Origin of the sequence: Pseudoalteromonas sp. A22 (genome assembly GCF_018141345.1) — a bacterium.
Lineage (GTDB): Bacteria > Pseudomonadota > Gammaproteobacteria > Enterobacterales > Alteromonadaceae > Pseudoalteromonas > Pseudoalteromonas maricaloris.
Genome location: NZ_CP047237.1, coordinates 575,311 through 599,101, shown reverse-complemented (window position 1 = coordinate 599,101; position 23,791 = coordinate 575,311). Strand labels below are relative to the sequence as shown.

The 23,791-nt window shown below is 42.1% G+C and carries 18 protein-coding genes; 3 read left to right on the top strand and 15 right to left on the bottom strand.

Annotation, left to right across the window (positions count from 1 at the left end):
• Positions 1-325 precede the first annotated feature (325 nt).
• Together GSF04_RS02355 and GSF04_RS02350 are read left to right on the top strand one after the other, a co-directional pair.
• A complete protein-coding gene (locus GSF04_RS02355) occupies positions 326-1,219 on the top strand; it encodes a LysR family transcriptional regulator (RefSeq protein WP_211857429.1) in 894 nt (297 codons plus the stop codon).
• Positions 1,220-1,403: 184 nt separating this feature from the next.
• Positions 1,404-2,201 (top strand): hypothetical protein, encoded by a 798-nt coding sequence (locus tag GSF04_RS02350; RefSeq protein WP_211857428.1) that lies wholly within the window; start codon positions 1,404-1,406, stop codon positions 2,199-2,201.
• A 143-nt stretch (positions 2,202-2,344) separates the two neighbouring features.
• On the opposite strand, the gene GSF04_RS02345 is transcribed toward GSF04_RS02350, so the two are convergent.
• From GSF04_RS02345 to GSF04_RS02275, 15 genes are all read right to left on the bottom strand, one after another.
• Complete coding sequence (locus GSF04_RS02345; protein WP_211857426.1) at positions 2,345-3,481, bottom strand: hypothetical protein; 1,137 nt, start codon at positions 3,479-3,481, stop codon at positions 2,345-2,347.
• A gap of 122 nt (positions 3,482-3,603) precedes the next feature.
• Positions 3,604-5,112, bottom strand: coding sequence for a hypothetical protein (locus GSF04_RS02340; protein ID WP_045963290.1), 1,509 nt, complete (start codon positions 5,110-5,112; stop codon positions 3,604-3,606).
• 11 nt (positions 5,113-5,123) lie between these two features.
• Positions 5,124-5,963: a GEVED domain-containing protein gene (locus GSF04_RS02335; RefSeq protein ID WP_211857424.1), complete on the bottom strand. Its 840-nt coding sequence runs from the start codon at positions 5,961-5,963 to the stop codon at positions 5,124-5,126.
• 11 nt (positions 5,964-5,974) lie between these two features.
• The gene (locus tag GSF04_RS02330; protein WP_039491816.1) at positions 5,975-7,222 is read right to left on the bottom strand and encodes a hypothetical protein; all 1,248 of its coding nucleotides are present in this window, start codon (positions 7,220-7,222) and stop codon (positions 5,975-5,977) included.
• 56 nt (positions 7,223-7,278) lie between these two features.
• A complete protein-coding gene (locus GSF04_RS02325; RefSeq protein ID WP_211857422.1) occupies positions 7,279-9,225 on the bottom strand; it encodes a Hint domain-containing protein in 1,947 nt (648 codons plus the stop codon).
• Between the two features lie 10 nt (positions 9,226-9,235).
• Positions 9,236-12,913, bottom strand: a complete 3,678-nt coding sequence (locus GSF04_RS02320) for a PKD domain-containing protein (RefSeq protein ID WP_211857420.1) — start codon at positions 12,911-12,913, stop codon at positions 9,236-9,238.
• Between the two features lie 507 nt (positions 12,914-13,420).
• The gene (locus tag GSF04_RS02315) at positions 13,421-13,957 is read right to left on the bottom strand and encodes a hypothetical protein (RefSeq protein WP_010377903.1); all 537 of its coding nucleotides are present in this window, start codon (positions 13,955-13,957) and stop codon (positions 13,421-13,423) included.
• 304 nt (positions 13,958-14,261) lie between these two features.
• The gene (locus GSF04_RS02310) at positions 14,262-15,497 is read right to left on the bottom strand and encodes an ABC transporter permease (RefSeq protein ID WP_211857418.1); all 1,236 of its coding nucleotides are present in this window, start codon (positions 15,495-15,497) and stop codon (positions 14,262-14,264) included.
• Positions 15,497-16,687, bottom strand: coding sequence for an HlyD family efflux transporter periplasmic adaptor subunit (locus GSF04_RS02305; protein ID WP_211857416.1), 1,191 nt, complete (start codon positions 16,685-16,687; stop codon positions 15,497-15,499). Before GSF04_RS02305 ends, GSF04_RS02310 begins: the two co-directional genes overlap by 1 nt.
• Complete coding sequence (locus GSF04_RS02300; RefSeq protein WP_211857415.1) at positions 16,684-17,838, bottom strand: HlyD family efflux transporter periplasmic adaptor subunit; 1,155 nt, start codon at positions 17,836-17,838, stop codon at positions 16,684-16,686. The genes GSF04_RS02305 and GSF04_RS02300 overlap by 4 nt, the downstream gene beginning before the upstream one ends.
• Positions 17,828-18,778 carry an HlyD family efflux transporter periplasmic adaptor subunit gene (locus GSF04_RS02295; protein WP_211857414.1) on the bottom strand — a complete coding sequence of 317 codons (951 nt, stop codon included), beginning with the start codon at positions 18,776-18,778 and terminating at the stop codon, positions 17,828-17,830. The genes GSF04_RS02300 and GSF04_RS02295 overlap by 11 nt, the downstream gene beginning before the upstream one ends.
• Positions 18,760-19,446 carry an ABC transporter ATP-binding protein gene (locus GSF04_RS02290; RefSeq protein WP_211857412.1) on the bottom strand — a complete coding sequence of 229 codons (687 nt, stop codon included), beginning with the start codon at positions 19,444-19,446 and terminating at the stop codon, positions 18,760-18,762. The genes GSF04_RS02295 and GSF04_RS02290 overlap by 19 nt, the downstream gene beginning before the upstream one ends.
• Positions 19,447-19,672: 226 nt before the next feature.
• Complete coding sequence (locus tag GSF04_RS02285) at positions 19,673-20,125, bottom strand: NfeD family protein (RefSeq protein ID WP_211857410.1); 453 nt, start codon at positions 20,123-20,125, stop codon at positions 19,673-19,675.
• Positions 20,126-20,130: 5 nt separating this feature from the next.
• Complete coding sequence (locus GSF04_RS02280) at positions 20,131-21,081, bottom strand: SPFH domain-containing protein (protein ID WP_211857408.1); 951 nt, start codon at positions 21,079-21,081, stop codon at positions 20,131-20,133.
• Between the two features lie 147 nt (positions 21,082-21,228).
• Complete coding sequence (locus GSF04_RS02275) at positions 21,229-22,689, bottom strand: pre-peptidase C-terminal domain-containing protein (protein ID WP_211857407.1); 1,461 nt, start codon at positions 22,687-22,689, stop codon at positions 21,229-21,231.
• A gap of 189 nt (positions 22,690-22,878) precedes the next feature.
• Between GSF04_RS02275 and GSF04_RS02270 the strand changes: the two genes are divergently transcribed.
• Complete coding sequence (locus tag GSF04_RS02270) at positions 22,879-23,757, top strand: hypothetical protein (protein ID WP_017218222.1); 879 nt, start codon at positions 22,879-22,881, stop codon at positions 23,755-23,757.
• Positions 23,758-23,791 lie beyond the last annotated feature (34 nt).

Sequence of the window (23,791 nt, the reverse complement as noted above, 5' to 3'; positions counted from 1 at the left end):
ATCAGTCGGCGGGGAAGTGTACTGTATTTAGAAACTAGTTTCCAATAATTACACTAATAAATAAGTAGACTTTTTTTATTATCATGTGGATGTTTTTTAACATGCTGTTTATTAAATAGATATATTACTTAGACCTGCGAAACTTTGCGTTGGCTGAATTTTTATCGCTACTAATTGGCATTCCTAAAGATGTTCCAATAAGTTGTCGTTCTCCTATGAGAATAGTGCTTATTATTTTTGAATCGGCAGGCTTTATCTCTCGATAGGCCTATGTCAAAGTGCCATGAAGCGCACTGACTGAAGGCTATAAAATTAGGATAGGTATATGGATAAGCTAAAAGCAATTACGGTATTTAGGCGCGTTGTCGAGCTTGGAAGCTTTAGCGCGGCGGCCGATGATTTGTCGTTATCAAAGGCCGCGATAAGTAAAAATATCAATGAACTTGAGGCCTATTTAAAAAGCCCTCTTATTCATAGAACCACGCGTAAGATGCATGTAACTGAGAGCGGACAACAATACTATGACCACGTCAGGACTATTTTGGATGAATGGGCGAGTGCTGATCTTTCTATCATAGAGTCTTCGCAGCAACTTTCAGGGCTTTTAAGGATCAATATTCCAATGTCGGTAAGCATATTAATGTTAAATCCAGCCATTTGTGAATTTATGAAACAGTACCCCGAAATATCGGTAGAAGTTGTCATGAACGACCAGTATATCGACTTGGTCGAACAAGGGATTGATATCGCAATTCGTGGAGGAGAAGCACTAACAGACTCGACGCTTAGGTCCAGAAAACTAACTACTATGGATCGCGTTCTTTGCGCTTCTCCATCGTACTTAACACAATATGGTACACCTACAAGTCCTCAACAACTGATATTGCATAATTGCTTGGTTTATAGTCTATCTTCTTCAGCAACTAGGTGGACATTTTCGCGTAAGGACGACACTCAGGTTGTCAACATTCAAAAGAGTAACTATTCCGTTAACAACGGTTTGGCTTTAAAACAAGCGGCATTAGCTGGGCTTGGAATCATGATCCTTCCAGAAGTGTTTGTTGCAAAAGAAATAAACTCTGGTGAATTGCTACCACTGTTACCGGATTGGAAAATTAGTCCCCATGCGCTCTACGCGGTTTATCCCTATCATAAAGCGCAGTCACAAAAAGTGCGTGTATTCATTGATTTCTTAACTTCCTACTTAAAATATGAATGACTCAGAGAATAGTCTAAGCGGCACATAGTATGCACGTACGCTGCTGTTTTATTGTTTACTCTCAGTGTTTAATTTTTTTACTATAACTATGTTTTTCTACTCATCATTAATATTTAGACTTGGAAAATAGGCTCGACAGTGATGGTTTTGCCTTACTTGTCTAATTGTTTGAGGAGAAATTAATATGAAGAAGTTTTCTAATTTGATGCTAGTTGCGCTTGTTTCGGTATTGCCCCTATCAAGCGGTATCGCCAATGCTACCCAGAGAGAGGGGCAACTTATACTGTCGTATAGTGATGGCAGAGCCGAGTCAAAGGGGATTGAGCAGGTAAATCAAGTATTACGTCGTGTCGGAGTGAGGGTGAGCACTGTGAATATTCCAGAAGAGGCTCGGCCGATTCTGGAGGTGTCCAAGAAAAGAGCGATTAACGAACAAGAAAGCATCCAGTTACTGTCGTTATTTTCATTACACCGAGGTGAGCTGCTAAACGAAATCAAGCAAGCAGGGCGTCAACCGGAAATGCATCGTGGCGGATTCTTATCTACTTCAGAAATAGGCGTTGCGCCTTATCCTAAGATATACGACATGAAAGCGATGAGCAGCGAAGTTAAGTCCTATCTACAAGAGAAGTTTGGGAAACTCCATGTCAATAGCGCCGAAAATGGCGTTGGCATCGATGAAGTGATGACGATTGTATCAGGTGGCCCATGGACTTGGTTCTTTTTACTACCAGATAACGTGATCGGTAAGCTAACGTTAGGACAGGTAAGTAATCACAGTAATGCATGGCGCATTAGCTACCCGGGACTTGTTCCACACGGAGGCTTTTTGGACTCTGAATATGGCTTAGTAGTAGCCTACGCGCACGGACCAAAAAATTTCGTCATGCGATATGAAGATCCGAGTGTGGCGGGTGCTGAGCTATTAGGCACTAATGCATGGATTGATTTTACGTCTGAGACGCCAACATTATTAGATTAAGAATATCTCAGCGGTTCCACAGCGCTTTTTGAGGTGACGCTTAATTGCGACACAAAAGAAGCGAGGCTATATAGCCTCATTGGTTGGAGAATAGAGTGGTAAGGACGTGCGCTAGCGCGCTCCTTTGCCTGAAGTTGGTTCGCCTAATCAACGTTTGCGATTGCGGATTCTATGCGATTTTCGCAAAGGGTAGTGCCGGGCAGTGTCGCACAGTATTCGCCAGCTTGCTCGAGTCCGATGCGCTGCGTATTGCGGGCAGAAATACGAGCTGTAAGCTGTTCGATTTCAAGCGGGTCTTCAGACACAGCTTTAAATGCACTTAACCTTTCTATTTCGTCATAAACTAAATCTTGATAACTTCTGAGTCTGGCGGACAGTGCAATATAGCGGTTAGATAGTGCGGTGTGACCAGCATAGGCGAGGTCATAATGGCCAGAGTCTTCATAGCTTTCGACTTCGTACTTTAAAACGTTTAAATGTTCGTCTTTAAGGTCGTCGACATACTCTCCACCGTCTAGTAAGTAGCTAAATAAATTGTCGGCGTATGTAATACAGGGAGTTAGATTATCGGTTTTGCAGTGTATGGTGCCATTTTTACTGAGTCTAGCGAGTTCTGGCGTCATACCCCCATCGGTATTCACCTGAATCGTATAAACGGCATCTTTGGTTGCCTCTTGAAATACTTTGGTTTTAGTAAAAGTTTTACTGAAAAAAAGAAATTTCACTTTGATTTTGGTCTGAAACCATTCGTATTTTGTGCGATCTTTAAAATGGAGTTTAGCGGTAACATAGATACGAGAACCAAGTTTGATATTGTGGATGAAGCTGTCACCACAGCGGTTTCTTACCTGAGTCGGATCTGTACTGAGCAGCTCGACAAAAGCGGGTTTGGTGGCTCGATTTTCAAAGTTATAACTTCCTTTTTCATAGGTTAACTCGACCGCTGAGGCAGCTGAATTTCTATTTTTGGTTACTTTCCTGCGCATGGAAAACTTGGCTGAGCCACCAAAAATAACTAAGTTGATACCAGCTTTTACACTACCTGTAATGGTATTGATCATGGTGTCGGAGTCAAAATCGCCACGATAAGCCAAGTCGCCCATGCTACCACCCTGAAATTGCCACTGACCATCGAGGCACGATTCAAGCGGTATGCCTAATTCCTGTTCAAATCCCTGTCCGAGTTTTTCATGCTCAGTATTTAAAGAGTAATAGGTATGTGCATTTGCATAAAAGCTTAACAGGCCACAGAGCACTATTAATATGATTCTTAAGTGCATACATAAATTCCTGTAGATGGTTTACTGTGGGAGAGGCGAAGAAGTAATAATTCAATGTTCGAATGTTTATTACTTGCCACGCCTCAATTGAACTAATTGAGTCTTAGCGTTTTTACTACTCACTAATTTTCAAAAGCGGTTCCATAGGTTGGTAGGGCTGATTTACATGGTAGCCAAACCATCACGCCCGCAGCAGGGTCATTTGCATCAACAAAGGAAGGCGCCCAGCCCAGCTGTCTAAACCCAAGTGATACATGGTTTTCTTCAACCCCAAAGTTTGCTGTTGCTTCTCGGGCATTTTCACATTTGAAGTACTGCGTCATGTTATCAGCTGGTATATTCAGATCGGCAAGCGTGTAGTTTTGTATGCAGCCGACGCCACTACCACTACAGGTATTTAGGTAGTCGTTCCACGCATCTGTACAAGCTGTACCATAAGGATTATCGCGACAAACTCGAGCATATTGCTCATAAATCCATGCATTGTTGTAAGCGGCTTCTTGTACGCCTTCTGCTTTTTGACGTTGTACATCTGTCATCCAACTGGCGTATTGCGCAAGTACACCACGCGCACGGTGTTCATGATTAACCGACTTTTTGAATTGATCTTCAAGCCATAAAGTACGGTAAGTGGTTTCAAAGCGAATATCTTTATTACCTGAATCTAAACGACGTACATCTTGTGAGCTGATCTCGTAAGGCGTTGCCTTGTAGCGCACTACGTTGTAATCAGATAGCGCATTAAACTGATTACCAAAGTCGTTCTTCGCATAGTTCACCGCTTGCTCAAATAAAGTAAAGCAAGGCTCGTAGTTATCGAGCGAACAAGTGATAATATTGTTAGGGATTATGCTGAGAAGCTGTTTAGGATCACCGCCTTTTTGTAAGGCTCTGACGGTAATGCGCACACTTTTCTTTAGGTCCTCGTCGATATAATTAAGCTTACCATCGACGCTAATACCAATATTACCAGCACCGTAACTTACCCCTAAGTAACCGCCAATTTCACTTTTGTGCTGCTCACTTAAGTATTCAATTTTCATGTTAATGAGTAGCTGTGCACCGTATTCAATCTCACTGATAAATCCATCGCCTGCCATGCTCATGAGTTTACTTTGGTACTCATTCGCTAGCGTATTACCTGACGGGGTCAAGGTGTAACCAATGTTGGCATCCGCTGGCATAAGTACACGCTTTTTCGGTGTTAACGATGCTTGGAAAGTATAAGTATTAGAAAACTCAGTCGAGGACATTTCTTTGGCTAAGTGACCGCCAGCTTTCACTCGAATGACCGGAAAACCAACATCAACATCAACATTACCGTTGAGTTGACGGAGTACTTCGTCATAGCTGCCATTGTTTACTAGTTCAAATTGCACTCGGGTATTACCGAGAGTCTCAACTGTTTCCCCTGCGACAGTTTGAACATTCAAAAAGCGTTTTTGGTCGCTGTTATAGGCCGTACCTAGTACGATGTGATCATTCATTAATCCAGGGATTTCGCTTTGAAAGGTATTCACATTTTGTGCTTTTTGCATTAATTCCGCTTCGTTGACAAAATTGGAATCTGCGAATGCGAAAGGTGTAGTGCCGGCAATAAGTGCCGCGATAGTCTGTTTGTATAAGTTCATGTTGCCACCTATTACTTCACGTAAAGGAGGTAATCTTCTACCTCTCCGGAGTCTACTTCTTTACATGCGTCATTGCTGCCACCCAAGTAATCCATGGTAACGCGCATTTTCGTCATGCCCTTTTTAGCGCCCGTTGGCGGTGTAATTTCTACCTGAACGGCTTGTTCTGAAACACCTGCAAATAAGGTTTCTTTTGTATCGTTAAAATCACCATCTTGGTTCCAGTCAATAAACACATGCCAAGTTTCCGGGTATGTTTCTGCATTACTAAATCCTGGGGTTAACGTTAACTGGTAGCTTCTATCGGCATATATTTTCGCAGTATCACCAACATAGTTACTGTAAAAGGTGTTGCTACTGGTATTTTCAAGATTAGAAAACTTGACTGACTGGATAAACTCATAGGCACGTTCACGAGACTTAGTGGTGCAATAGTTCGGCATTACAGGTGTAACCATCACCGCGCTTATGCGATAATCTGATGGGATCTGCAAACAAGAAGTTGTAGGTGATTTACCCGCAAACCAGTTCTTTGGATTCGCATTGTCTTCATCTCCAAAGGTAAGATATTTTGCATCAGTCCTGAGGGTACTATTTTTGTATAGCATTACTTTTTTAAGATTTGCTATTTTCTCATCATTTGGAATGGGAGTTGTGGGATCAAAGATATTATCAGAGACTTCAACCAATAACCCTGGGTAGCACTTTTCCAACCATTGAAAGCGTCCTAACGCTTGCTGTGGCGTGAGTACATCTCGAGATTCAAATAAAGTCGTATTTGCCTGTGCTGATGGTGCTACTATCGCAGCGAATGAGGCAATTAATGTGCTGGTTAGCATGACTTTTAACATAGTCTTATTCCTTATAATTCTAGCCATTTACGGTCATACTGATGAACGCGGCCACGAGTCTGTAGCTCTCTATCGCGACAGTAATTACCAATTGGATTACGCTTACAATAATCAACGGCGTCTGCCAGAATAAATGAGTTAAAGAGTGCATTATCGCGAATGGTCTCTAATGCAGTTCGATGTGAGTTATTCAGCTCACTGGCGTAGTAATTGAGTAGGTTATCGGCACGACGATTGTCGAGAATTGCCTGTACCCAATCATCACTCATGTTTTTTAATGCCAATTTAGTCAAGATGCTTTTGGCTGGATAGACATCATCAGGTACTAAGGGAGATAGGCTTGGTCCTGAGTCGGTATAACTTTGTGTTAAGACTCGACCAACGTTGTATTTATCTAAGGTATCAAACTGAGTGACGTAGTTAGTTTTAATGTAATCGATGCTGTTTTTAAACACATCAAAGCATGGTGTTGGGTTTTCCATCGTACAGTTGACGAGTTGATTAGGGATCACCTTCAATAGTTCAGTTGGATCACCACCAAGTTGTAGCGCAGAAACGGTAATTTTGATGTTACGCTTCACATCTTCGTCTACTTTTTGCAGTTTACCACTGACACTGACTTTACCCGCCCAGTCAACACCAAGCTGACCACCCCATTTGACTTTGTCTTCGTCATTTTTATATTGGAACTTGAGATTGATCATAACTTGAGAGCCGTACTCAATCGCTGATACAAACTCATTACCAATATTATTGAATTTATCTCCAGGATTAGCATTGACCAAATCAAGCGCCGCTTGTGTTGGCTTAAATCCTGTTTGAGGATCTGCAACTAGCAGCCGTTTTTTCGGTTTCAAGGAGAGGAATAGGGTGTAAGTGCCGGTGTAGTTATCTGCGGCGTTTTGTTTTGCATAGCTTGCGCCAACGCCAACTTTTATGACTGGAACATCAAGTGCAGCGCCTAAATTACCATCTAGCATGCTAGATAGTTGGCTATAGCTCATATCTACACCGACTACAAAATCCATTTCGGTATTGCCATAGGTTTCATCAACTCGACCAAGCACACTTTGCAGTGCATAAAAACCTTCTTTTTCACTATGGTAAGCAGTACCGAGTGTCACTGAGTCTAAATCAGAGTTATTTGCTTGAGTAGTGAACTCTGGATTAGCAATTTGATCAGCAGTAGCTGAAAAACTGCAGGCAAAAAGTCCCGCTACCCCCATGGCACGTGCCAATGGAGAATGTATAAATTTCATGTTGAATTCCTTACTGAGAAGTATGGCCCCTCAATAGGAGAGGCCAGATGCAGCGATTAGTTCAGGCTGTTGATGTAGTCTGTTTTCCACTTTTCAGGAAGACGTTGGAGAATCTCTTCTTCTGACATGCGTACGTCCTGATCTTTGTAGTTGAACTCATCTTGTGTAGCAAGATCGCCTACCGCCATACCATTGGCAAACATGGCAAAGTTACGTGACTCAGCTAGTTTAGAATCTGCTGTTGGAGCAAGTTTTAGGTTATAAATCTTGTCGCGATACTTCTCTTTGGTCACGCTTGTTACCAGCACCGACCCATTCTCAGTTAAGATACGGTCACCAACTTTAAGCTCTTTCGCCCAAATAATTCCTTTATTTGACGTCGAAATTGGGTGAGTCTCAGTAGTTAAGATATCAGAGCCATCTGCGCCTTTTACGCGATACATCTTGATAGCTTCAATCCCAACCGACACATCAATAACTTGCATTGGTTCTTTAACTTGGGTATTCGAAGCAAGTGCACCTAATACCAAATCGCCTTTTGCAATGTCTTCAATGGCAAGTTGTTTGCCATCGGCCATGGTGATCATTGTGCCTGTAGCTAGACAGCTGTAACCTAGCTTCATCATAGGTAATACTTCACTATAGAAGTTACCAAAACGCGTTGATGTTTCTGACGTTAGTGAAACTTGGAATGCAACGGCACCACCTCGTCCTTTCTTAAAGTACGGATAACCTTTAACAGCAAAGGTCATGTACCAGTTTGCTTCAGCGATATTTGAGAACAGTTTGGCATTACCAAAACGGCCCTCAGAACGTGGAATATTCCAACGGATAATCGACTCTTGGTTTACTGTATCAACTTCGAACTCCAAGTAATCGGAAAATTGCTTAACCGCGTTTTCGAGCCCTTTATAGCTTTGCTTTGTCGCGCCGCCATAGATACCTTCTTGTAGATAGATATTCGTTGGTTCATCTATACCGTTTGGCAAATCGCCTACAGTTGGATAGATTTCAGTGATCTCGTGAGGAACACGTAACTCGCCGTTGAATGGGATATTTACATCGGTAATTTCATTCGGCTCACGGTATTGATCTGCCGCGTAATCACAGTCAGTATGACTACGGTTTAAACAGATTTTAATAACCGCGTCGTTGTTTTTATCGATTGGCGCAGTTGCATTATATTTCGGACGTGTATCCAAAGATGAGCTGATCCCTACGTTAAGTGCAGAAGCCTCACCTTTTGCTGCTGGTGCAGCAGAGCCATACAGCGCTTCAAAGTGCTCCCATGAGAATGGGTATTCAGTGTACTTCATCGTCGTACTGATAGTGCCATCTTCTTGCTCTAGTTCAACGTATGAACTTGCGTAAATGGTATCTAGGTTGGGAAAGTTTGCTTTCAATGACTTCAGTGAAATAGTCGAAGTTGCAAGTGTGTCTTTACCATCTAATACATTAAATGTAGAACCTAAAGGCGCAAGCTGATTACCATTTGCATCTTCTAACAACAAGTCGATGTAGGTCGCTTTTGTACCACCAAAGCGTGAGCTTTTTGCACGTACAATGAGATAAGGTTCGTTTGTATCAGACGAAATAGCTAAGTTCATATCCAAGAAGAAATGTGCTTCTTTAATAATATCCACTTCAGTTTCACTAACTGGCGGCACTTCAGAGGTGGTCATATTCATTTTGGCTGATAAGTGCTGTCCTTTTGCTACATCTAGCGTTTTGTGTAGCTGTGGGAACTCGCTCTCAATACGGTTTGCTTTTATTAAGCGTGACTTCGCCAATTGATAGTGCTGCAGATTGGACATATCGAGTTTACGGATCCCGAATTGGTCTGGCTGAGTTACTGCGATACCCTGGGTTGCAGCAGGACCAGACTTCTGTTTCGACGCCGTGGTAGTCGGTTGTTCATTAACACTGTTGCTAGCAGCAACCGCATTGCTGACTGCTAACGCGATTGCAAGCGGCATGAGCACCTTTTTGTTTAGTTTTTTCATTTTATTTTCCTTAATTCTTATAGATTTCTACAAGGTAGTCTTCAATTTCTCCGCTCCCCGAGGTCGCGGCACTGCTATAGTCAGAGCAAGGATCGATACTATTTACTCTGCTAAATCCGTAATACTGCAAAATTCTCATTCGAGTCGTTGTGACAGGTTGTGACAGCTTATTGCTTGGAATGCTAAATTCCCCCTCAACATAGCCTTTACCGTAGTCTTGGTTAGTTTGGTCAAAATCCATGACCAGCAACTCTGATTTGTTGTTTCTCCAATCGCCATCGCCAAATTGACCGTCGCCGTTTAAATCTATCCAGATGTGGTAGTTTTCAGCGAAGGCTTCATTGCCTGCATAACCTGCCTCAATACGATAAGTATTATTCTGTGTGGCATAGAGCTTGATTGGATTGTTAGGATTAACGACACCAGGTTGCTGTGCATTGCTAAATGGACCATCTTGATTGAAAGTCACGTTACTGATGTGTTCATAATCGGTCAGACCTACAGCCGTGCAATATTCAACAGGTTGTGTTGATTTAAGCTCTAGCAGCATATTTTTGGTACCTGTAACTCGGCTTCCCCAATCATCCCAAATAGGTTTGTCGTAACTAATTGTTAGGCTTGCGCTAAAGTTACCTGCGGCTTGATAGGTGTGTTCGGTGTCTTGGCCAAAATCACCAGTTTGCGTAAGTGTTGAGCCATCTCCAAAGTTCCATTCCAATGTTACATCTGGGTATCTTGAAGCATTATCAGGTTTTGTGGTGGTATTACTGAAGCTGACCTTAAACGTACCGTCTGCTTGTTCGCTTACCGTGTAGCTCACATCAGGCGTAAAGCTCGTCTCACCAATTTTCACTGTTTCAGTGGTAGATTGTGTGCCATCAGCATGATTAATTGTGAGTGTGATCGTGTACTCGCCATCGGCTTGATAGGTGTGCTGAGTGTCTCTTACCGAGGACGTGACACCATCTCCAAATTGCCACTGTATTGTGCTACCTTTAGGGATAACACTCTGATTTGTATCTACATAAACAGTACTACCGGATTTACGAGGTGTGAATCTTGCCGTGATAGTGGTGTTGAACTGAACTTGTTTGTTCCAGCTTCCAATTACCTTGTTGAATCTGTCATATGCTTTTAGCTCGACCGCATAGTTGCCAGATTGCGCATATTGGTGAATAGGCGACTTTTCACTACTGGTTGTGCCATCGCCAAATTTCCAATGCCAACGTTTAACACGTGCATCGACAGTATTGTTTTCAAAGCTAATCTGATTGACACCTTGGTTTGTGCTGATCCTTAAATCAACAGGATCTGTGTTTTCAATGAGCTTTACTGTGTAGTCTTCAACTTCACCCCAAGACATGTCACCACACGCGGATTTCACTAGACCAAATGACACCATAGTTCGAAGGCGGTAGCTTTGGTTTAGCTCACCACTCAATGAGATCTCGCCAGTCAATTGCGTTTTACTGCTGCCAAAAAGTGCGAGTTCTTCCGTCTTATGAAATAAGCCATCATTATCTTTGTCTAACCAGACATAAAAGTTCTTTGTCTTGTCTTGAGTATCTGGGTGGGGTGCTGCGGTTAGCGTTACATTGAGTGCTTTACCATCCTTAACTTCGACTACATCATGTGAGTAGTCGCTATAATTGCTTGATGTAGAATCGTTTTTGTAGCTGTTCAACGAAACTGATGATAAGTAGTACTTGCTATGATTGATGCCTTGCGCGGGGCAATAGTCGTCAAAAACTTCAATAGGCAGCATAAAAGTATCAGACTGACCAGAGGGGGCGATGGCGGTCAGTTCAACATTGTATTCGCCCGCAGTAGTATAGTTGTGTGTAGGCTCAAAGGCGCTACTTTGTGCACTTCCATCACCAAAATTCCACTGCCATTGCCAGCCTTCGCTGTTACTAGCCGAAACTTGCTGGCCGTCACGGCGAGTTAAGTTTTTAAAGTCAAAAGCTAAGAATTGACGATCAAAGCCAAGTTCACTCTCGAGTCCACGGTCTACCTTCAAACCTATACCGACTTGTGCAAATGCCTTACGTACGTGGTTTTGTAAATCAGTAGCTTGCCAGTTGCTACCATCTTGCTTTTTAACGCCATCTTGAGTCAGCTGATCAGTTACCGTGTGAGTTTGTCTCATTACACAATCAGCACCAGTAAGATAAGTACTATTGCTGGTCCAGCAGTTTTTATTTGCGTTAGCAAACAAGATAAAGGCGTACTTTGTATTCCACGGTGAGGTTTCGTTGTCTAGATCTGCAGTCGTGAGGTAATAAAAAGCTTTGTTAAATACGCCTGCGCCATGGTGAGAAGTGACTGAGTCGTCATAGTCCTCAACATGATCAATCGAATTTCCATCTAGCGTAGGAGTTTTGAAATAACGCAGTGCATCATCAAGGCGGAACGTTTCGTGATTACTTTTCCAATCATTCGCGCCAGAGTAGAAGAATTCAGCTGCTTCACCCGCCATATCAGAAAAGGCTTCATTGATGGCACGAGCTTGACCTGTCAGCATTGATTTTGGCGTATTTGAGCCATACTCTTCGGTAAAACCGTGAGCGATTTCATGGGCAACTACATCCAAGGAAACCATAGGATAGAAGAGGTAGTCACCATCACCAAAATAGACCTCGCCGTTTTCATAAAATGCCTGATCCATGTTTAGACCGTAATGGACATTTTGAATTATCTTTTTATTAAAGTAGGGTTTATGTCCAAGATAAGCCTCGAACATCAAGCTTGCTGTTTGTCCATGATGATGAGCATCATTTAAGGCAGAGCGAGCGCCGTGATATTCTTTATAGTCATTGCGAGTTGAATCTGAGCAGTTATAGCTATAAGGCGTATTAACTTGCGCGGTACCGTGATTGTAGTTTCTGGTCTCAACGTTTTTTGCATCAAACAAGCAGTTAGTTTGCTGAGCATCAGTTTCCATGGCGACAACAAAGGTCTTTGGTGGGTAGGAAACGTAATCTGCTTGTTGATAATCTGGGCGTGAAACCTTGTCATTACCAGATGGTCCGCTTCCGCCTTCATACACAACGCGCTGCAATACATCTGATTGGCTGATAAGCTCGTTTGTTATTAAATCTACAAAAGCAAGGATCCTTTGTGGCTTAAAAGGACCAGACTTAAAATCGGTGAAAAAAGTAAGCTTGGCAGCGTGTCGGGCTTTGCCATGAGCATCTATATAAATTACTTCTTCTGCTGATGAACGTCTAAAAATTCTAGGGCGTTCACTGGTAAACTGAGAAATGACTGAGTCTAAAGTCGCGCTAAGTTGTGCTTCAGAAACAGGAGCGAGCGTGGGTATATCTTTAGCGACGTTAATAATGAGATCACCATAAACTTGCTCAACAGCGCCATTTTCGTCTGTCAGCACAACAAGGTCATGATTCCAGATTGGAATATTCTGGTACTTTTGAGTTATGGTATGGCTTTGCTTCGTTTGACCTACTTGGCTTTGATGAAATGTAAGCGTATGACCTGTGTATTGCGCTGCAAATGTTTTCAGCGTGAGTAGATAGTTTTGATTAGAATCATCACCAAATGTGGATTGTTTTTGTTGTAAAGTTGGCGCAATTTTCTGCGTGTCATTGAATAAAGAGACGCGTTCAGCGCCGTGACAATACATACTTATCGCTGATGCTAAAACGCACAGAGACTTTAACCCTTGCATGTTAACTCCATAATTATTTTGAAGATTCCTTCCCACTAAAACGCAACTACTCAATACATGAGATAAAAGAGCGAATGAGTGCGGCTGATTATTAGTGCTATTGCTTTGAGCACAAACTCTAAGGTAATAAAGAATTTCAAATAAATAAATAACAAAAAATAAACAAAATAATAACCTTATGTTTTCGTTGGGAATTTAGGGGAAGATTTTATTTTTTGTTATTTTTATCTAACTAATTATTATTGTTGAATAAATCTAAATTTTTTTAGAGCTTATAAAAGACTAAGAACAGCTCATACGCTAGAGTAGGTAGTCATCATTTTGTAATGTAAGGTAAATTTTAACGCTGGCAGATTTACTATTTGTTCCTTTATTAGGAGCTTTTGCACAATATTGATGAGATAAAATGAATAAGAAGCGTTGTTTTGGGTTGCTTGATTGATGAGGAAATTGGTCTGGTAAAAAGTACCTAGCTGTTTTACAAGTACTAGGTACTTTTTGTGATCTTTATTGAACGGTTACATTAATGTAGTTAGTAACAAAGGGCGATATCTCAATAGTTCCTGTCGCATAGACTTTTTTACCTACATCTTCACCTTTTATCTTTATATAGTATTGGCCAGCTGGAATAACAATGTCAGAGTAATGGCGTGTGCCAAAGTGAATAGTATCGCCTTTGACCAACCAGCCCTCTGGTGAAACTTCGTATAGATAGCCTTCACACCTTATTTTTCCAATTCGCGGATGTTTGCATTCATTAAACTTAAGTCTGGTTTTACCACTTGGATTCTTTGCCGTTTTCACAAATGCCAATGAACCATAGTCTCGAGCCGTTTTCGTTGCTTGATGAGGCCATACGTCTTCTTTTTCGACTGAATAATCGTTACTTGAGCCACTACCAGTTGCTGAAACGACGGTTCCTGAACTGCCAAAAATACCATTAATGGCGCCGTCTACACCGTCGTTAACTACACGATTGATATCATTACTTTTACATGCGGTAAGAGAGATAAGTGAAAGTGCGATAAGTGTTACTTTTTTCATTATTTGTCCTTGAAGTTCCATTCGCATCAGCATTTTTACTTAATGTTAGCTGCTTTCTTCAACGCTTAGTAAGTAACATATTCAAAGACTTACTAAGCTGTAAAACTAACACAAAGCAATACGAGCATTCTTTGCTCATACAATGCTTCCAGTTATTTTTGATTTAAATCGCATAAAAGTTTACCTTGTGGCGAAAAAAAGTCCAACAAAAAGCATGCTAGTTAATGACTTTGCTCATAAAACAGCATGAGATAAAGTCATTTAGGTATAAAATATAGGGGAGCATTACTGCCCTCCAAGTTGATTAGTCACTTTGCAGCGCTTCGATTGGGTCTAACTTTGAAGCCTTAATGGCCGGATATACCCCAAATGTTAAACCGACTAAGGCACAAATACTAAAAGAAAGGAAAATAGCACTTAGAGACCAAGACACCGCCCAATTTGAGTAAAATGCAATTATCTCTGACAGTAAAATACCAAACACCACACCGAGTAGTCCGCCTAATATCGAGATGGTAAAGCTCTCTGTAATAAACTGGACTTGAATATTTTTCCGAGTGGCGCCTATTGCCCGTAATAAGCCTATTTCTTTGGTTCGTTCAAGTACGGTTGCGAGCATGATATTCATAATACCAATACCACCAACAAGGAGTGATATACCCGCAACGCAAGACATCACCATATTAAAAATAGCCTGTGTTTGTTTTTGCTGAGCAAGCAAAGCGGCGGGAATGGTTAGCCTATAGTCATCAATATCGCTATGGCGATTGGTTAATATGTTAGTGATAGCTTGAGATGCCAAAATTGGACTCTGAGATTTGTCGATAGCGAGTTTTAGTTCGGTAACCTCTGGTTCAAGTAATCCTTTATTAAAGCGATGAATGGCGGTCGTTAGCGGAACAAAAATACGGCTTTGTTCACCACCTAGGGCAACGCCTTGAAACTCCTTTTTGTTCAGGTGCGGTGCTTGTAAAATACCAACAACCTCAAACCATAAATGGTTAATTTTTACTTGTTGACCAACAGCGCTCCCGAGGGGAAACAGAGTTTTTGCGGTATTTGCGCCGAGTAGTGCAACCTGCCTATATTCCTTGCTATCTTCAGTATCTAGCAGGCGACCCGCCGCGAGTTCATAATGCGCAAGGCTAAAATAGTTTGCTGTGACGCCCGCGGCTTCTCCTTCAAAGCTGCCGAATTCGCTAAATATCTGGTAGGTATCCACCAGTCGCTCTGCCGAAAAGTCACTAACAAAGGGTAGGGCGTCGACAATCACTTGGCCGTCTAATAGATTAAGACCTTGCGAGTGTTTTCGTTGTTCTTTTAGGTCATTCTCTTCAATGTCTTTGGCGCTGACAATAACATTATTAATCCCCATAGAATCGATCATTTTAAGCGCTTCTCGTTCAGCACCTTCACCGATGTTTAACATAGCAATAACGGCACCCACACCAAAAATCATGCCGAGCAAGGTCAATAGGGTTCTGAGCTTATGCTGCTTTAATTGCACAATAGCGTCGGTAAATAAATCCAAATATTTCATTACAGTTCCTTATTCGCGACGAGTGCAATTTGTTGTTTGGGAGACAAACCTGCCAATACTTCAGTATGGCTTAGGTTGCTTTGGCCTAACTCCACTTCTACGCGTTTAAACTGGCTACCGTCTTTAACTTGAACAAAAAATGCGTTGTTATCATTGATCACGCTATGTTTAGGCACGAGTAGCGCTTGTTTATTTTCTTGGACAAATACCGTAGCGAGTACTTTATTGCCCGGCTTGAAGTGGGCCGGAGTCTCATCAAGGCTCGCGATGATCTCATAGTATTTTTGTGGATCTCCACGACGAATAGATTGTGGGTAAGGTGATACTTTTGTGATTTTACCATCAAAGCGCTCATCGCTATTGGAGAGCAGGGTAAACTCAACCTTTTGGCCAATCGCAAGGCCAAGCGCTTCTTTTTCATGAACGAAAAGCTTAGCTTGCAGGGATGAAATATCTGGTAACCCCCCGATCTTTTGCCCAGGCCATAGTGCTTGACCTGATTTGGGCTTCTCTCCACGCCAATCGGCACTGAGGGTAAGTAAGCCATCATGTGGCGCGATGACTTCAAGACCTTCTAAGTTTGCGTTGTACATCGCAATTTTGCTTTCATGTTGCTTTGATTGCAGTTTTAACAGTTCCATTTCTCCAAGAGCAGAAGATGAAAACTGCTCTGTCTGCCAGCCAAAATAAGCCTCTTTTGCATTGAGATACTCAACATTTTGCATTTGATCTAAAATGTCGAGCTTTGAGCGGATCCGTTCATCGTCAACTGAAAAGGTTTCGGCAAAGTGTTTCTCTTCACTAACGATAACCTTGTCGCTATCCAAATGGGACTTTCTCGTGGTTAAATCACTATCGGTGACCGTAATGTCTTGTGCGACTTTGCCTTTGTCGAATTCACTAAAGCGTTTTCGTCTTTCTAATTGGCTGCCATCGAATCGTGCAATAACATCGCCTTTTTTCACCTGAGTGTACTCAGGCATGATCCATGCGAGCGTCTGAGCCCCTCTTGCTGAGGTTGGGGCAGATATGACGGTTTCACTTGCGGCTTCCAATTCGCCTTCTGCCTCCACTGTGATCGAAAATGGCTTCGACTCTACGGTATATAGTAGTTGCGCTGGCTGCTCAGGTGCTTCTTGGCAGCCAAGTAACCAAAGTGGGACAATGACTGCGAGTAATGTTTTTCTCATAGCTTTACCTCCACGCCTTGGCTAATTCCAGAAGAAATCACGGCAAGTGTCGGTGTGGTATAAGAGACGGTGACCTCTTTCTCTCCGCTATTTGTGCTTACATGTACTTTACCCGCACTTTGTTTTAACGCGTTTAATGGCACGGTCAAGGCGTTATCGAGTTGTGCTGTCACTATCTCTATACGAGCACTCAAGCCTGGCCGCAGCTTTTCGGTATCGACTTTGTCCAGCTCTATAATAGCATCAACAATGCGGCTTTTATCTTGATACGACTTTTCTCTAAAGGCCTTTCCTATTTCAACGAGTGTTCCGCCGATAACATAACCGTCGGCGCTGTCTATGGTAACTTTGACCTTTTGCCCCAATTTGATCCGTCCAAAATCGGCTTCTTTAATTTGTGCTTTTACTTGCATTTGTTCAATAACTGATAGCTCAACAACAGGTTGACCAAATTGCATGGATTCACCAACACTGGGTTTTTCACCTTCCCTGTTTGCGCGATATGCAACTAACCCATCCATTGGCGCTTTTACTTGTAAACGCGCTATGTCACGTTTTAGTTCTTTCACTTCAGCATCCATTCGTGCAACCTTACTTCTTGCCATTTGGATACTCAGTTCTTTGTTGTTTAGATGAAAAGCGAGTTTACCGCGGGCAAGTTCTAAATCATTGGTTGCAATGGTGAAATCGATTTGCGCCTTTTTTCGGTCGTTGTCTGAGCGTGAGTTATCTATGATCTCTGCGCGTCGTTTTGCCTTATCAAAGTTCATTTGCGCTTCAGCGAGTGCGAGTTTGTATTCTTCTTCCTGCTTCTCGACTTGAGCTTGTTTATTTTCTAGCTCTTTTTGCGCTTGACTTAGCTTCGAATTATATTCCATCAAGCGATCTCTAACGGTTTGATCGTCAAATGAAACAACAATTTGGCCTTTTTGAACCGTGGTATTTTCAGGCATTAACTGTTTTATTTTGTATTGCCACATACGCTTGATTGAAGGAGGGGCTATCAACGCTCGGCTTTTTGATTCCAATTCACCATTCGCTTCTACTGTGATAGTGATTGGCTGTGCCTTAACGATATGTATATCGCTGGGGGCCTGACTACAGCCTAGTAAATAGAGTGGAATGATGACTGCCAGCAACTTAACTTTCATTTTTCTCTCCTGGCAAAGTTATGCTTCCGCTCATGCCTGGCAGTAGTGGCAAATCGGTGTTGAATGTGAACTTAGCTCGGTAATACATGCCTTGGCCCCAGTCTTGGCGCTTTTCAGGTTGTGTTGATAGCTCAGTGAGCGTACCAGGCGTTGGTGATGAGCGAAAGGCGTCAAACTTTAAATCGGCGGTTTGACCTTCCTTAATGCCAATAGCATCTACTTCATGGATCCAGGCTTCTAGATACAGACCCGCTGTAGAAGGGATTTCTGCTACTTTCCAACCCGGTTGTACTGTTGCGCCAGCAAACAACTTGTTGCCATTCCAAGGGTGATCCGTATACAGAATTGGGCCGCTGTTACTAGCCGTTAGACTCATTTTTTCGAGCTGCTCTTGGTTGTGCGTAAGGCTTGCTTCTAACCGTCTTATTTCCAGTCGCTGTTTCTGAGTATTTGCTTTTGCTTCAGTTTCGGCCTTGCTTAAGCTGATTTCGGCTTTATGGTTTTCGATAATCGCTTTTTCTAACGTTAGCTGGTATTGCTCGTAGTCGTAGGTGCTAATATTGGCTTTTGGCACGCTAGCATCTATTTTGGCTCTTTCTACGAGCAAAATGGTTTTTTTCAGCTGAAACTGAGCTTCTAGTACCTTTTGGGCGCCGTCTTGCTCAATTCGTTTGTACTCATCTCTTGCAGCATCGAGCGCTACTTTATCTTGGTCGATTGAGGTCGCGATAGAGCCTGAATCATAGACGACGACGATGTCACCCTTATTAGCAACTTCACCCTCGGGCAGCATCCATTGAATTTGAATTTTCCAAGAGTCACTCATCGGTGCGTGAAAGACCTGAGTTTCACCAGCTTTAATAAGACCCGAAACGATAATTGGTTTGGCAAAAGCCTGCAAAGAGGTGAGCAGGGCGATGCTTATGATATAGCTGCGCATTGGCTATCCTCCACTTTCTCGCCATCTTTCATTCTGATGATACGCTCGGCATATGCCGCAATATCGTCTTCATGCGTTACCATTACAATCGTGTGGCCTTGCCGATGTAGCTGACATAGTAATTCCATGATCTCATGCGAGGTTTTACTATCTAAGTTGCCAGTTGGTTCATCGGCAAAAATGACTTTTGGCTCATTGATAAGAGCCCGAGCAATAGCAACACGTTGGCGTTGTCCGCCAGACATTTCGAAGGGTTTGTGATGTGCTCTGCTATCAAGACCTACTTTTTTTAGCATGGCAAGTCCGCGACTTTTTGCCTCTGATGGGGAAGTCTCTGTGTACCTTAGCGGTAAGATGACATTTTCCAGTGCGCTCAGGCGAGTGAGTAAGTGGAATGTTTGAAAGATAAAGCCAATTTTTTGATTTCTAATTTGTGATAAGGCTTCATCTTCCACGGCCTGAATTTCTTGATTAGCAAGATAGTAAGAGCCGGAGGTTGGAGAGTCTAAACAGCCAAGTATATTCATTAAGGTAGACTTTCCAGAGCCAGAAGACCCCATTACTGCGACAAATTCACCTTCCATTACTTCTAGAGAAACTGATTTTAGTGCATGCACTTGCGTTTCTCCGCTTCCGTATACTCGGCTTAAGTTTTCGACCCGAATCATTGTAGATTTTAATCCCTTGTTTTTATTATATTTTATTTATGGTCCAGAGGTGTTCAACCTTGTACCTGAATTTGAGTGTAACTGTTGTGCAGGATAGAGTAAACCGAGAAGGGATTAGACGAAAAGCGAATAAGGTAAAAAGTTGTTTCTGAATACTGCGGATTACAGAAAGTGCCTAACAAAATTGGCTGCTAGGCACTTTGTGCGCAAGGTTATACCAATTTGCTTAATTAGGCTCTACCCAAAACGCTCCAACCTCTTTTTTAACCACTTTGACTTGCGTTCCTGCAGTAATAGGTTGTTTACTTTTTAGTTGCCACGCAATACCAGAATAGGTATGAAAAATACGACTTTCTGCATTCAAGTCTTTTTCCAGCGTAAAGGTAAGCTCAGCAAAATCACTGGTTACTTCTTTGTCGTCGGTGACATTTTGCATGCGTCTTAGTGGTTTCCATAAAAACACAGCCAGTAATGTCGTAACTAACGCATTAAACCAAAGTGCAGTCAGCCAAGTTTGGTCAAGCATGCCTGCGTACATTAGACCGCCGCTGATCACCAGCGACAGACCCAAAAAGAACAGTACAAAGGTCGCAAAACCAAGCACAGCAACCTCAACAATTAGGCAAGCAATTCCTAGTACTACTAAGGTTTGTGCTAAATGCTCAAGTAAAAAGGCCATAGGCGTTACCCTTGCTTTTTATTTAATGTATTAATAATAGACATGCCTTGTGCCACAAGTGAACTTGCGTCTGTGCCATTGTCCGGTAGTAATACCACAGAAGATTCTTTGGCTATTGCTTCTTTTGCTGCAATGGCTTTTGTTGCTAAGTCAAGCTGAATGGCTTTTTGACCTTCTTCGGTATTTGCGGCTTCACCGACTTTACGAAGGGCTTCGGCTTGTGCGTCTGCAACGGCAATAATCGCTTTTGCTTCACCTTCAGCGCTTAGGATCTGCTCTGCCTTTTCGGCTTCAGCTGCAAGCACCTGCGCTTGCTTCTTACCTTCCGCGACGTTGATTGCGGCTTGACGGTCGCCCTCCGACTCTAATATTTGAGCTCGTTTCACACGCTCAGCCTTCATTTGTGCTTCCATTGCTTCCATTACTGAGTTTGGTGGCACAATATCTTTAATCTCGTAGCGTAGTACTTGAATGCCCCAAGGATCAGAAGCTGAGTTGATGGCGGCGACGATGTTGGTATTAAGTAAATCTCGCTCTTCAAAGGTTTTATCCAACTCCATTTTACCCAGCTCGCTACGCATGGTGGTTTGCGCGAGCTGAGTTACCGCGAAGATATAATCGTCAACACCGTAAGTCGCTTTATACGGATCTAAAACCCTAAAATAAAGTACACCATCAACAATCAATGAAATATTGTCTTTAGTTATGGCTGATTGAGATGGTACATCAACGGCTTGCTCCTTTAAGCTCCTATCAGCCGCTACGCGGTCGATAAATGGCAGAATAAAGTTTAGGCCGGCTTCTTTAGTGGATTGATACTTGCCGAAACGTTCAATAATCCACGCACGGTTCTGCGGGACAAATTTGATACTCCCTTTTAGTACCACAATAACGAAAATCAATAAAAACGCTTGAATGGTAAAAAGGTAATCAAAAATAAGTGTGACTGGATCCATGTTAGCTCTCCTACTACATAAGAATTGTTCGCATCAAATGCATGTTCCCAATATAGATGAACCATTAGTGAATTTCTATAAATAAATTCACTCAGAGGTATAGCGATGGCAATCATCCTCAAACGATAGCCATCGTTACTTACTCCATTAAAGTAGTTCTACTTTTATTTCTATCCATGCGGTAGCGCTATTTTCTGCTCCGCCCTTTGATGTCGGGGTGATTTTGAATCCTCCCCAGTGATCGGTATATGAATTTCCGATTGTTAGCTCCGAATCGGTTTGGTCGTCACCCCACCAGCCTGGTGTTTTTGACCCTGGAGTCATATCTAAGAGGTAAGAGGTCGTTTTCCAAAAACGTGGATCTTGCTCATTTTCGAAGTAGCCCTCTAAATTGATGAGTATGCCGTTTTTGGTATTTGGATATCGCGCATTTGTAGTTCTGTACTCTAACCAATACGTATATAAGCCGTTACCCGATTTTAGCTTTAATCCGATATATCCTTGATCATTGCGCCCGTGGTCAAATGCATAAATGCGATATGTTCCCGATGAGGTAATGAGTGGGACTTCTGATCCGCTTACCCAACCGAAATACTTTTTGTACAGTAAGTTATATTCTTCTAAAGAATGAGCGCCCATTCCCATCATGCTATATACGTTACCATAGTTTAAACTTTCCTTTGCATAATCATGATCGCCAATGACTCTACCAGGGCCAGCTTCTAGCGCTTTAGCATGACGTAGCCCAAGTGCATGCCCTAACTCATGCGCCACCACGCCTGATGTGTGGTGATATAAACTGATTGAAGGAGGAGCTGCGCTGGAATTGAAGTTACCAACTTGAGGGGCAACCATCATTACCACATTACCAGTTCCAGGGTTTTCTGGGTCAACGCCGTTGGCTTTAACATGCTTCTTCCATTCAGCTGTCCAACCGTGAAAGTCACTGTCAAAGTCACTTTTGGGTCGATTAATATTAATTATTGGCACCGATGTATCATATGTGAGGTTAAATTTACCGTAAGATTGGTCCGTGTAATATGCTGCAGCGTCAGCTAAATCACGCTGCATTGAATTCCAGTTAAGTTGCGCATCGCTAAATTGAAATCTAAACACTTTGATGTTGGCATAATTTAAAGGATAACCATCATTATCTCCAGGTGGTGGAGTAGAACCTAAGTTACGGCATGAGGTTGCACCTAAGTCAACGACCAATGAGGCACCTTGACTGGCCCCATCTAACGTAATGTAAGTCCAATATTGGTTTAAGTTCTTAAGCACGATACATTCGCTATTACCGTTTCTTTTTGAATTTGGATCGCTACCGTCCAGTTTTGGCCACCCCCCATTTTTTGAATATAAATTAAGATTTCCTGAGCCATGTCCAGTGGTAATTGCCAAACTATTTACACTATTTGTACCTGGAATACTTAAGTAAGTTCGAGTGCCACTCGGAAGGCAAATAGGTTGCTTATTGACAATTTCTCTTCCAGTAAATGGGGCTGAGGATTTACAGGTGTCAGTGAGTTGAGCTGCACTTGCCGGACCTGCCGTTAATAGTAATAGAAGCGCATAATAGCGCGCTCTTCTCAAATATATCTTTTTCACAGTTGTATCCTCATTAAATAAGCTTGCTAATTTACAAGCCTATTTAACATAGGATTAAAGTATACAATATTCAATATAATATTCTTGTGAGTTGGTGGAAGGTATGGATTTTACAATCGTAAAATCCTCAACTAAATTTAGAGAGGGAGGTATTAGGCTCAGGAATCCTTTTGTTTACCAGGTAATTGAATGATGTATATGAATTTTCTGAGGTACCTATTTGTCGTTTTTTGCTTAGCTGTCACTGCTAATGTTGATGCAACAACGATTCAGATATTTTTGGATGATGAAGAAGACCTCGCTATTTTGACGCAAAAAGCTAAACCTGAAAATATTGCTGGCGCAACCAACAAAATACTATTTGAACAGTTAAACCTCTCAAACATTGAGTTTCTCGGCGCAAGTTATAAACGGACGTTACGCTCAATGCTAAAGCAAGATAAATCAGCTATTTGCACTCTTAACAAAGTAAAAACTACTTATCGCGAAAAAAACTTTCTATTCAGCTTGCCAGTAAATTTTTATATCAGTAGACGTCTATATCAACATGCTGATTCACCTCCGCTATCTAAAGAAGTGCTTGATGAAGAAGGTAATGTAGTCTCTCTTATGCAACTTTTTAACGTATACAGAAATAAGCTGATAGTAACTGCTGACGATCTGTCATATGGGCCTTTTTTAGATAAGCAATTAGCACAGGTGGATAGCGCTAATAAAGTGGTGAGAGGTGGAAGTAATCATTATGAAACTGTACATCGGATGTTCGAGTTGAAACGTGTGGATTTTCTGCTTGGTTACCCTGTTGAAGTGATGCGATACGCGAAAGCCAATCAAGATAAATATGAGTCCTATCTAATCGCGGATTCACCTCGGTTTATTTTAGGTCATGTGATGTGTAATAAGACTCAAGTAAGCAGGCAGGTGTTAGAGAGAGTAAATCAGATACTACTCAGTAATTATGGTACCAAAGAGTTTTTATTGGCCCATATAAATTATTTACCCGTTCAGGAGCATCGATCTATTCAGGAAGTTATAGAGCGCTACATAGATCAACTCGGCTCAAACTAATCCACTAAGCATGCTCCTGATCCTGTGTCGGGCG